This window comes from Kitasatospora putterlickiae (assembly GCF_039527695.1).
GTDB lineage: Bacteria > Actinomycetota > Actinomycetes > Streptomycetales > Streptomycetaceae > Kitasatospora > Kitasatospora putterlickiae.
The window spans coordinates 10,514-21,636 of the sequence record NZ_BAAAKJ010000228.1; the positions used below are offsets into that span (position 1 = coordinate 10,514).

General features: G+C 75.6%; 7 protein-coding genes. 5 read left to right on the plus strand and 2 right to left on the minus strand.

The genetic code is table 11. The features are described from left to right. Window positions 1-311, minus strand: a 311-nt coding sequence (locus ABD308_RS23070; protein ID WP_344338138.1) for a helix-turn-helix domain-containing protein, incomplete at its 3' end; no start/stop codon positions are given. A gap of 54 nt (window positions 312-365) precedes the next feature. Continuing rightward, a complete protein-coding gene (locus ABD308_RS23075) occupies window positions 366-1,130 on the minus strand; it encodes an SOS response-associated peptidase (protein ID WP_344338140.1) in 765 nt (254 codons plus the stop codon). A 131-nt stretch (window positions 1,131-1,261) separates the two neighbouring features. Between ABD308_RS23075 and ABD308_RS23080 the strand changes: the two genes are divergently transcribed. The 5 genes from ABD308_RS23080 to ABD308_RS23100 all read left to right on the plus strand — a co-directional run bounded on the left by ABD308_RS23080 (window position 1,262) and on the right by ABD308_RS23100 (window position 10,974). Continuing rightward, window positions 1,262-2,650 (plus strand): NAD(P)/FAD-dependent oxidoreductase, encoded by a 1,389-nt coding sequence (locus ABD308_RS23080; protein ID WP_344338142.1) that lies wholly within the window; start codon window positions 1,262-1,264, stop codon window positions 2,648-2,650. Next, the gene (locus tag ABD308_RS23085; RefSeq protein WP_344338144.1) at window positions 2,647-4,395 is read left to right on the plus strand and encodes an ABC transporter ATP-binding protein; all 1,749 of its coding nucleotides are present in this window, start codon (window positions 2,647-2,649) and stop codon (window positions 4,393-4,395) included. The genes ABD308_RS23080 and ABD308_RS23085 overlap by 4 nt, the downstream gene beginning before the upstream one ends. Beyond that, window positions 4,392-6,149 (plus strand): ABC transporter ATP-binding protein, encoded by a 1,758-nt coding sequence (locus tag ABD308_RS23090; RefSeq protein ID WP_344338145.1) that lies wholly within the window; start codon window positions 4,392-4,394, stop codon window positions 6,147-6,149. Before ABD308_RS23085 ends, ABD308_RS23090 begins: the two co-directional genes overlap by 4 nt. A gap of 368 nt (window positions 6,150-6,517) precedes the next feature. Further along, window positions 6,518-8,110: a 4-coumarate--CoA ligase family protein gene (locus ABD308_RS23095; RefSeq protein WP_344338147.1), complete on the plus strand. Its 1,593-nt coding sequence runs from the start codon at window positions 6,518-6,520 to the stop codon at window positions 8,108-8,110. A 398-nt stretch (window positions 8,111-8,508) separates the two neighbouring features. Next, a complete protein-coding gene (locus ABD308_RS23100; protein ID WP_344338149.1) occupies window positions 8,509-10,974 on the plus strand; it encodes a SpoIIE family protein phosphatase in 2,466 nt (821 codons plus the stop codon). Window positions 10,975-11,123 lie beyond the last annotated feature (149 nt).

Below are 11,123 nucleotides of genomic sequence, written 5' to 3' on the forward strand. Positions count from 1 at the left end.
CGGGCGAGCCGGGCGGCGGTGCGGTAGTCGCGGGCGGGCAGCGACACCGACCGCTCCGCCCGCGCCCGGGTGTACACCTTGGCGGGGCGGCCCGCCCCCGGGCCCGAACGGCCGGTCAGCCGGCGGCTGCCGGTCTCCAGCAGCCCGGCCTCGGCCAGCCGGTCCAGGTGGTGCGCGGCGAGCGTGCGCGCCACCCCGGCCGCCTCGGCGGCCTCGTTGCGGCCGACCTCGCGGCCCTGGGCCGCCACGTACTCGTACAGCCGGCGGCGCACCGGGTCCTGCAGCACCGCGATCGCGTCGATGTCCTCCATCCGGCCAGTCTAAGAACAACGCGGATCCGCCATAGAAGCGCCGTTCCACGGCCCCTACGCGTAGTGGCCCCCGGTGACCTCCGGCAGCGGGTCCTCGACCGGGTCCAGCAGCCGCGGGCCGTCGTTGCGGACGCTGTTGACGGCGGTGGCCACCGGCCGCACCAGCAGTTCGCCGGACGGCGCGTGCAGCAGGTCGCGCACCTCGCCGGGGTCGGTGGCGGCGGGGTCCAGCCAGGCGTCCACCGCGTCCGGGGCGAGGGTGACCGGCATCCGGTCGTGGATGCGCCCGGCCGCGTCGGTCGCCTCGGTGGTCAGCACGGTGCAGGTGACCAGCCACGCGGCCGGGTCGTCGTCGTGCGCCACCGTGCGGTCGCGCCAGAACTCGTAGAGCCCGGCCATCAGCAGCAGTCCGCCGTCCGGCCGGTGCAGGTAGTACGGCTGCTTGTACGCCTTGCGCCCCTCGGCCGCCGGGACCGGCCGCCACTCGAAGTACCCGTCCGCCGGCACCACGCACCGCCGTTCCCTGAACGCCTTGCGGAACGCGGGCTTCTCGTGCGCCGTCTCCACCCGGGCGTTGATCATCCGCGCCCCGGCGCCCGGGTCCTTGGACCAGGACGGCACCAGCCCCCACCGCAGCGACCGGACCTGCCGGACGATCTCCCCGGTCTCCCGGTCGACCCGCTCCAGCACGCTCGCCACCTGGTCCGTCGGCGCCACGTTCCAGGACGGTGCCAGCGCCTCCGTCGCCGGCCACACGGTGGCGCGCAACAGGTCCGCCAGATCGGACGGGGTGGTGGTGGAGACGAAGCGACCGCACATGAGCCCCATCCTGCCCGCCGGCCCCGCCACTCGTCACGCGTACCGCCGGAAGGGACCGGCCGGACCGCTTGTCGAGCAGCGATCAACTGCCAGTAAGATCATCTTGCAACACGACGCGAAAAGGGGAGCTTGTGGCGCGAGTTGCGGTGATGGGCGCGGGCATCGGCGGTCTGGGGGCGGCACTCATGCTCGGACGGCGGGGACACCCGGTCACGCTGTTCGACCAGGACATCCGGGAGGCCGGCGAGGACCTGCACCGGGACTTCTTCCACTGGGACCGCCCCCGCGTCCCGCAGGCCGTCCAGCCGCACTCGTTCCTCGGGCTCTCGCGCATCGTCCTGCGCGCCGAACTCCCCGACGTCCACGCCGACATGCTGGCCCGCGGGGCCCGCGAGCACCACGACTTCGACTGGTTCGACGAGCACCCGCCGCACCGGGCCGGTGACGAGGACCTGGTGACGCTGCGCACCCGCCGCATCGTGCTGGAGGCCGCCCTGGTCGCGGCGGTACGGCGGGAGCCCGCCATCGAGGTGCGGCGCGGCTGCCGGGTGAGCGGCCTCACGGTCGCGCCGGGCCGCCCCGGCCGGGTCACCGGCGTGCGGGTGGGCACCGCGACGCACCGGGCGGACCTCGTCGTCGACGCCGCCGGACGCCGCTCGCCGGTGCCCGCCTGGCTGGTCGCGGCCGGCTGCCGCCCACCGGTGGTCGACAGCCACCGCACCGGGCTCGCCTACCTGTGCCGCTGGTACCGCCTGCGGCCCGACGGCCCGCGCGGGCCCGGGCGGGTGAAGCCCGGCTCCTCCTCGCCGTTCGCGCTGGCCGGCGTCTTCCCGTCCGACAACGACACCTTCGCGGTCAACCTGATGCTCTCCACCGGCGACCCGACCCGCGGCGCGCTCACCGACCCCGCGGTGTTCGAGGCCGCCGCCCGCCGCTTCCCCGCCACCGCCGCCTGGCTCGACCTGGCCCCCGAACCGCGGTCGCCGGTCCTGGCGATGGCGGGCCTGGACAACCGCTGGACCTCCCTCGCGGACGGCGACGGACCGGTCGTCACCGGCCTGGTCAACCTCGGGGACAGCCTCGTCCACACCAACCCCACCTCGGGCCACGGCGTCTCCTTCGGCCTGGTCGCCGCCCGCCACCTCGCCACCCGGGCCGACCGGATCGCCGCGGACCCCACGCCGTACCACGCCTGGGCGGCGGGGACGCTGCGCCCGTGGTTCGACGCCCAGGTGGCCGCCGACCGCGCCAACGAGCAGCGCCTCGGCGACAACCCGCCGCCCCCGGACCGCCGGGCCGCCGCGCTCGCCGCCTGCGCCTTCGACGACCCCGTCGTGATGCGCGCCCGCGCCCGCGTCCGCCACCTGTTCAGCACCCCCGACGTCGCCTACGGCACCGACGAGGTCGACCGCCACCTCACCGCCTGGCTCGCCTCCCGCCCCGACTTCACCCCCCACCACGACGGCCCGACCCGTGCCCAGTGGGACACCCTCATCCCGGCTCAAGGGGGACGCGCGTGATGGACTCGTACGCCGATCCGGGCACTCCGGACCACCGGAGCGCGGCGCGCTACCTGTGGTGGCTGACCGTCAGCCAGCGGCGGCGGGTGGCGGGCGGCGCGGTGCTCGGCACCTGCTGGACGGTCTGCCTGATGCTGCCGCCGTACCTCATGGCGCGGGCGATCGACGACGGACTGCAGCCGGGACGGACCGGGGTCCTGGCCGGCTGGGTGGCCGCGCTGGTCGGCGTCGCGCTGCTCAACGCCTGGCTGGGCATCATGCGCCACCGCACCATGACCCGGGTCCGGATGGACGCGACCTTCCGGACGGTCAAGGTCGTGGTCGCGCACGCCACCCGGCTGGGGGCGGCGCTGCCCCGGAAGGTCTCGGTCGGCGAGGTGGTGAGCATCGGGACCGGCGACGTCGCCCGGATCAGCCAGACGCTGACGATCACCGGCCCCGGCGTCGGCGCCGTCATCGCCTACCTGGTGGCGGCCGGACTGCTGCTGTCGGTCTCCGTGCCGCTCGCGGCCGTCGTCCTGCTCGGCGTGCCCCTGCTCGCGCTGGTGGTCGGACCGCTGCTGGGGCGGCTCCAGGGCGCGGAGTCGGAGTACCGCGAGCGGCAGGGCGTGCTGACGGCCCGGATCGGGGACATCGTCGGCGGCATGCGCGTCCTCAACGGCATCGGCGGCAAGGAACCGCTGGCCGCCCGCTACCGCGACGGTTCGCGCGGCCTGCGGGACGAGGGCTACCGGGTCGGCGCCGTGACCAGCTGGATCCAGGCGCTCGCGGTCGGCCTGCCCGCGCTCTTCCTCGCCCTGGTGACCTGGCTGGCCGCCCGGATGGCCGCCGAGGGCACCATCACCGTCGGCACGCTGGTCGCCGTCTACGGCTACGTCGCCGTCCTGGTGGTGCCGGTCTCCTTCTTCATCGAGGGCGGGTACGACCTCACCCGGGGCCTGGTCGCCGCCGGACGGGTGGTCCGCGTGCTCGGCCTCAGACCCGCCGTCGAGGACGCCGCGACGCTCCGCCCGGCCCCCGGCACCCCGTCGGCCCTGCACGACCCCGACTCCGGCGTGGCGGTGGCCCCGGGGCGGCTGACCGCGATCGTCAGCGCCCGCCCGGCCGAGTCCGCCGCCGTGCTCGACCGGCTCGGCCGGTACCGCGAGTCCGCCGCCACCTGGGGCGGCGTCCCGCTCGCTGACGTCGCCCTGGCCGAGGTCCGCCGCCGGATCGTGGTGGCGGACAACGACGCCGACCTCTTCTCCGGCCCGCTGCGCGCGGTGGTCGGCGGCCGCTCGGAGCACACCGACGCGGCCATCGCCCGGGCCGTGCGGGACGCCGCCGCCGCGGACATCGTGCGGGCGCTGCCCGACGGCCTCGACACGCCGGTCGAGGCCCAGGGCGCCAACCTCTCCGGCGGCCAGCGCCAGCGGCTGCGACTGGTCCGCGCCCTGCTGGCCGACCCCGAGGTGCTGCTGCTGGTGGAGCCCACCTCCGCCGTGGACGCCCACACCGAGGCGGCGATGGCCGCCGGGCTGCGCCGGGCGCGCGACGGGCGCACCACCGCCCTCACCTCCACCTCGCCGGTGCTGCTGGAACGGGCCGACACCGTCTGCTACCTCGCCGACGGCCACCTGGTGGCCGCCGGTCCGCACCGGGACCTGCTCGCCGCGGAGCCCGGCTACCGCGCCCTGGTGGCACGCGGCGACGGTGACCCCGACGCCGCCACCGGGCCCAACCGCCCCGAGGAGGCCGCCCGATGACCGCCCGGCCGCAGCCGCCCCACGGACGGCTGCCGATCGCCGCCGCCGCCGAGGCCCGCCGCGCCGCCGGACGGCTGATCCGCCAGGACGGGCGCGCGTTCGCCGCGATGCTGGCCCTCAACGGACTGGCCGCGGCCGCCGGGCTCGGCGGCCCCTGGCTGCTCGGCCGGATCATCGACGACGTCAGGGCCGGGGCCGGGCCCGAGCACGTCGACCGCCTCGCCCTCGGCATCCTCGGCTTCGCGCTGGCGCACCTGCTGCTCGGCCGCTTCGCCCGGTACACCGGGTACCGCTTCGGCGAACGCACCCTGGCCCGGATCCGCGAGCGGTTCGTCGAACGGGCGCTCGCCCTGCCCGCCCCGGTGGTCGAGCGCGCGGGCGCCGGCGACCTGATGACCCGGGGCACCGCCGACGTCGCCACCGTCGGCACCACCCTGCGCGACGCCGCGCCCGAGGTCACCGTGGCGCTCGTCCAGGTCGTCTTCATCCTGGCGGCGATGCTCGCGATCAACCCGCTGCTGGGCCTGTGCGGAACGCTCTGCCTGTCCGGGATCGCCGTCGCCGTCCGCTGGTACCTGCGCCGCGCCCACGCCGGCTACCTCGCCGAGGGCGACGCCGCCTCCGGGCTCGCCGACGTGCTCGGCTCCACCGCCGCCGGGGCCCGCACCGTCGAGGCGCTGGGCCTGGAGGAGCGCCGGATCGCCGCCGCCGCCGAGGCGATCGAGCGCTGCCGGGTCACCCGCACCCACACGCTGTACCTGCGCAGCGTGCTCTTCCCGGTCGTCGAGTTCTCGTACGTCGCCCCGGTCGCCGCCGTCCTGCTGCTCGGCGGCGCCCTGCGCGGCAGCGGCGCGGTCAGCGTCGGCGCCGTCGTCGCCTGCGCCCTCTACGTCTGGCGGCTCGCCGAGCCGCTGGACAAGGTCCTGCTCTGGCTCGACCAGCTCCAGCGCGGCAACGCCTCCTTCGCCAGGGTCGAGGGCGTCGGCCGGATCGAGGCGCCGCCCGTGACCGGCGACGCGCGGCCGGTGGACGAGCGGATCGACGTGGTCGGCGTCCGGTACGCCTACCAGGGGGAACGGGACGTCCTGCACGGCGTCGACCTGACGGTCCGCCCGGGCGAGCGGCTGGCGGTGGTCGGCCCCTCGGGGGCGGGGAAGTCCACCCTGGGCCGGCTGCTGGCCGGGGCGGAGGCGCCGCGCACCGGCCGGGTGACCGTGGGAGGGGTGCCCGTCGCCGAACTGCACCCGGACCGGCTGCGCCGCCATGTCGTGCTGGTCTCCCAGGAGCACCACGTCTTCCTCGGCACCGTCCGGGACAACCTCCGGCTCGCCGCGCCCGACGCCACCGACCAGGAGCTGCACGCGGCCCTGGCAGCCGTCGAGGTCGACTGGGCGGACGAGCTGCCCGACGGCCTGGACACCGCACTCGGCGCCGGCGGACACCACCTGGACGCCCGGCAGGCCCAGCAGCTGGCCCTGGCCCGCGTCGTCCTGGCCGACCCGCACACGCTGATCCTGGACGAGGCGACCTCCCTGCTCGACCCGGCCACGGCCCGGCACACCGAACGCTCGCTGGCGGCCGTGCTCAAGGGCCGCACCGTGATCGCCATCGCCCACCGCCTGCACACCGCCCACGACGCGGACCGCGTCGCGGTCATGGACGGCGGCCGGATCACCGAACTGGGAAGCCATGACGAGCTGCTGGCGGCCGACGGGGGCTACGCGGCGCTGTGGCGGTCCTGGCACGGGGGGTGACGTGGGACGGGTGATCAGTGGCCCGCGTTCGCCCGGCCGTTGAACCAACCGGGCAGGCTCGGTGGATCCGGACCTCGGCGGCCCGGGAGGAAGGAGCGGCCCGGCGGAGTCTCGAACGGATCGTCGCATCATCGTTCTGACATCTGACCGGGACCCCCGACCGGGTGCCCCTGTCGACCCGTCCCCACCTCGACGTTCACCGGTCCGCGCCACCCCTGCGCCCCGCGCGCTCCGCCAAACGTCCGTCACTGGGGCGCACCGGGCGCCCACTGTCCGTATGCTCCTGTCCCGCACGCCGCGCGGCCGGTCGCCCACGACCTCCAGCCGGCCGTACCGCCCCGCGCCAACTACCGCACAGGAGGCACGCCTTGGTGTTCCACAGCGAGTTCCCGGACGTCGGCATCGTCGACCTCGCCCTGCACGACGCCGTGCTCGGCGAGGCCGAACTCCTCGGCGACCGGCCCGCCCTCATCGACGGGATCACCGGCGAGACCGTCAGCTACGCGCAACTCGCCCACGCCGTACGGCGGGTGGCCGCCGGACTCGCCGAAGCGGGGGTCCGCCAGGGCGACGTGGTGGCCCTGTTCAGCCCCAACAGCATCCGCTACCCGATGGCCTTCTTCGGGGCCACCCGGGCCGGCGCCACCGTCACCCCCGTCTCCTCGCTCACCACCCCCGGCGAACTCGCCGGCCAGCTCGTCGACAGCGGTGCCCGCTGGCTGATCACCGTCTCACCCTTCCTGTCCACCGCCCGCGCCGCCGCCGAGAAGCTCGCCACCGAGGCCCGCCCGCTCGCCGGGATCGTCGTCCTGGACGGCGCCGAGGGCCACCTCTCGCTCGCCGACCTGCTCGCCGCCACCGGCCCCGCGCCCGAGCTCACCCTCGACCCGGCCGAGGCCGTCGCCGTGCTGCCCTACTCCAGCGGCACCACCGGCCTGCCCAAGGGCGTGATGCTCACCCACCGCTCGATCGCCACCAACCTCGCCCAGACCGACGCCGTCTTCCGCCCCAAGCCCGGCGAACGACTGCTCGCCGTGCTGCCCTTCTTCCACATCTACGGCCTCGCCGCCCTGCTCCACCAGCCGCTGCGCTGCGGCGCCACCGTCGTCGTGCTGCCCCGCTTCGACCTGGAGCAGTTCTGCCGCACCGTCCAGGAGCAGCGCGTGCAGTCCCTGCTCGTGGCCCCGCCGATCGTGCTCGCCCTCGCCACGAACCCGGTCGTCGAGCGGTACGACCTCTCCTCGGTGGAGTACCTGCTGTGCGCCGCCGCCCCGCTGGACGACGAGCACGCCGAGGCCTGCGCCCGCCGCCTCGGCCTGACCCACCTCCTCCAGGGCTACGGCATGACCGAGCTCTCCCCGGTCAGCCATGTGATGGACCCGACCGACCCCGACCCCTCGCCGGGCTCGGTCGGCCGGATGGTGCCCTCCACCGAACTGCGGGTCACCGCCCTCGACGGCACCGGCGCCGACCTCGGCACCGGCGAGAGCGGCGAGCTGCTGATCCGCGGCCCGCAGGTGATGAAGGGCTACTTCGGCCGCCCCTCCGACACCGCCGCCATCGTCGACGCCGAGGGCTGGCTGCACACCGGCGACATCGGCTTCGTCGACGAGCGCGGCTACCTGCACATCGTCGACCGGGTCAAGGAGCTGATCAAGTACAAGGGCTACCAGGTCGCCCCCGCCGAACTGGAGGCGCTGCTGCTCAGCCACCCGCAGATCGCCGACGCCGCGGTGATCGGGGTGTGCGACGACGAGGGCACCGAGTGCCCCAAGGCCTTCGTGGTCCGGGCCCCCGGCAGCGCGCTCACCGAACAGGAGGTGGCCGCCTTCGTGGCCGGACAGGTGGCGCCGTACAAGAAGGTGCGCGCGGTGGAGTTCCTGGACGCCGTCCCGAAGTCCCCGGCCGGCAAGATCCTCCGCCGCGAGCTGCGCGAGCGCGAGGCCGCCGCCGCCCGCTGAACCCGCCGCCCGCCGTCCACCGGTGCGGCCGCCCCCGGACCGGCCGCACCGCCCCCACCACCGTCCGCCAGGACCGCTCGGCACCGGCCCCGCACGGACGCGACCGCCGCCGCGGATGACCGGCCACCCCCGTGCCACGGCCCGCGGACGCGGCCCCGCCGACCCGCTCACCGACGGCGGCGCCCGACGATCCGGGGTGATCCGGCAGTGGGCGGGCCTTCCGGAGAGTACGCTGCGGCCGATAGGCCCATGACGCCCGTACACCTGGACGACCGGTCCCCCTTACCAAGGGGTCGCCGGGCGGACGATGTCCGTGCAGTCTGGAGAAGAACCCCGGCCGCAAGGAACCACGAGGACCGCCCGGCCGGGCACGATCCGAACCGGGGTACAGCCTGATCATGCGGAGAGACGAGTGGGACGCCACCAACGCCACCGGCCCCGGAGCCGGCGCCAGCCCCGCACGCCTGGACGGCCATCGCCTCGTCCCGCTCGCCACCGCCCTGCTCCAGGACGACGGGCTGATCCTGCACTGGAGTGAGGACGCCGAGACCCTGCTCGGCTGGACCGCCGAGGAGGCCGTCGGCAGCCACGCCGCCCGGCTGCTCACCGACGACAGCGACCGCCCCGAGGTCCTGGAGCTCTTCGAACGCATCCTCGGCGGCAAGGGCTGGTCCGGCATCGTCCCGGTCCGCCACCGCGACGGCCGCACCGTCGACCTGGAGTTCCGCACCTACCCGATCGCCGGCCCCGGCGGCGTCCTGCTGCTGCTCGCCACCGCCTCCGACATCGCCGCCCTGCACCGGGTGGAGGCCGACCTCGCCGTCCTCGACGGCATCTTCGGCCAGTCCCCGATCGGCATGGCCGTCTACGACACCGAGCTGCGCTACGTCCGGCTCAACGAGTCACTGGCCCGGATGAACGGCCTGCCCGTCGCCGACCACCTCGGCCGCCGGATCAGCGGCATCCTGCCCGGCATCAACAGCACCGAGATAGAACAGATCATGAAGCAGGTGCTGGCCACCGGCCGGCCCGTGGTCGACGCCCGCTCGCACGGCCGCGTCCCCGGCGACCCCCGCCGCGACCGCGCCTGGTCCGCCTCCTACTTCCGGCTGGAGGACTCCACCGGCCGGGTCTTCGGCGTCTGCTCCTCGATCATCGACGTCACCGAGCGCTTCCAGGCCGAGGCCCGCGCCGCCCGCGCCCAGGAACGCCTCGCCACCATCGCCGAGGCCACCGCCCGGATCGGCACCACCCTCGACCTCCAGCGCACCGCCGAGGAACTCATCGAGGCCGTCGTCCCGCGCTTCGCCGACTTCGCCACCGTCGACCTGCTGGAAACCGTGCTGCGCGGCGCCGAACCCACCCCCATCCCGGAGGACCGCGGCGCGATGCTGCGCGCCGTCGCGGTCGGCGAGGCCTACGAGACCGGGCTGGCGCACGCCGTCGACGTCGTGGGCGAGCTCTCCGAGTACGCGCCGGGCCGCAGCTACACCGAGTGTCTGCGCAGCGGGCGCCCGCTGCTGCGCGCCCGCGTCGACGAGGAGGTGCTGCGCGGCCTGGTCGCCAGCCCGGACCGGGTCGCCCCGGGCCTCGCGGCCGGCATCCACTCCTATCTGATGCTGCCGGTCATCGCCCGGGGCATGGTCCTCGGCGGCGCCGAGTTCATCCGGATGCGCAACCCCGAGCCCTTCACCGCCGCCGACGTCGCGCTCGCCGAGGAACTCGTCGCCCGCACCGCCCTCGCCATCGACAACGCCCGGCTCTACCGGCGCGAGCGGGAGACCGCGCTCACCCTCCAGCGCAGCCTGCTGCCCCAGGAGATCCACCGCACCCTCGGCCTGGAGATCGCCTACCGCTACCTGCCCTCCAGCGTCACCAGCGAGGTCGGCGGCGACTGGTTCGACGTCGTGCCGCTCTCCTGCGGCCGGGTCGCCCTGGTCGTCGGCGACGTGATGGGCCACGGCATCCGGGCGGCGGCCACGATGGGACAGCTGCGCACCGTCGCCCGCACCCTGGCCACCCTCGACATGCCGCCCGAGCAGGTGCTCACCCGGCTCGACGAGACGGCCTCCGGCATCGGCGAGGGCCAGTTCGCCACCTGCATCTGCGCCGTCTACGACCCGCTGGAGCGCACCCTCCAGGTCGCCTCGGCCGGCCACCTGCCGCCCGTCTGGGTCGCCCCCGACGGCACGCCCCGCCGGGTCGAGATGCCGCCCGGCGTACCGCTCGGCGTCGGCGGGGTGGCCTTCGAGTCGGTCGAGTTCTCGCTGCCCGAGGGCGGCATGGTCACCCTCTACACCGACGGCCTGGTGGAACGGCGCGGCCAGGACCTCGACGAGGGCATCGACCTGCTGGCCCGCACCCTGTCAGGACCCGGCCGGACCCTGGAGGAGAGCTGCGACGCCGTGCTCGGCGCGCTGGTCAGCGGCGGCAGCGACGACGACATCGCGATGATCATGGCCCGGGTGCTGCCGCTGCCCGCCGACCGGGTCGCCACCCTGCCGCTCACCGGCGGCGGCCGGCTGCCCGGCACGGCCCGCCGCTTCACCCGCGCCGCGCTCGACGCCTGGGGCCTGGGCGCGCTGTCCGACTACGCCGAGCTGCTGGTCAGCGAGCTGGTGACGAACGCCCTGCTGCACGCCGACGCCCCGCGCCGGCTGCGGCTCTTCCGGGACCGGGTGCTCACCGTCGAGGTCGCCGACGCCGGCGGGCAGGCGCCCCAGCTGCGTCCCTTCGCCGAGCAGGACGAGGGCGGCCGGGGCATGTTCCTGGTCAGCGAGCTCGCCCACCGCTGGGGCAGCCGGCTGACCCGGGACGGCAAGGTGGTCTGGGCGGAGCTGGAGCTCCCCTTCGGCACCGTGTGACCGTCCCGGGCCCGGCCGGTCAGGCGTTCGCCTTCTCCGGCGCGCGCTGCGGCCGCGGCTCCTGCCGCTGGTGCCGGGGCCGGTCCGCTCCCGCGCCCGGGCGAGGCTCGCCCGGTAGGCGGTGCCGGCGGGCTCGTCGGCCGCCGGTT

What these genes read in the sequence shown, in the direction of transcription:
- ABD308_RS23075 (WP_344338140.1), bottom strand. Translation starts at nt 1,130, where the DNA reads ATGTGCGGTCGCTTCGTCTCCACCACCACCCCGTCCGATCTGGCGGAC.
- ABD308_RS23090 (WP_344338145.1), top strand. Translation starts at nt 4,392, where the DNA reads ATGACCGCCCGGCCGCAGCCGCCCCACGGACGGCTGCCGATCGCCGCC.
- ABD308_RS23100 (WP_344338149.1), top strand. Translation starts at nt 8,509, where the DNA reads ATGCGGAGAGACGAGTGGGACGCCACCAACGCCACCGGCCCCGGAGCC.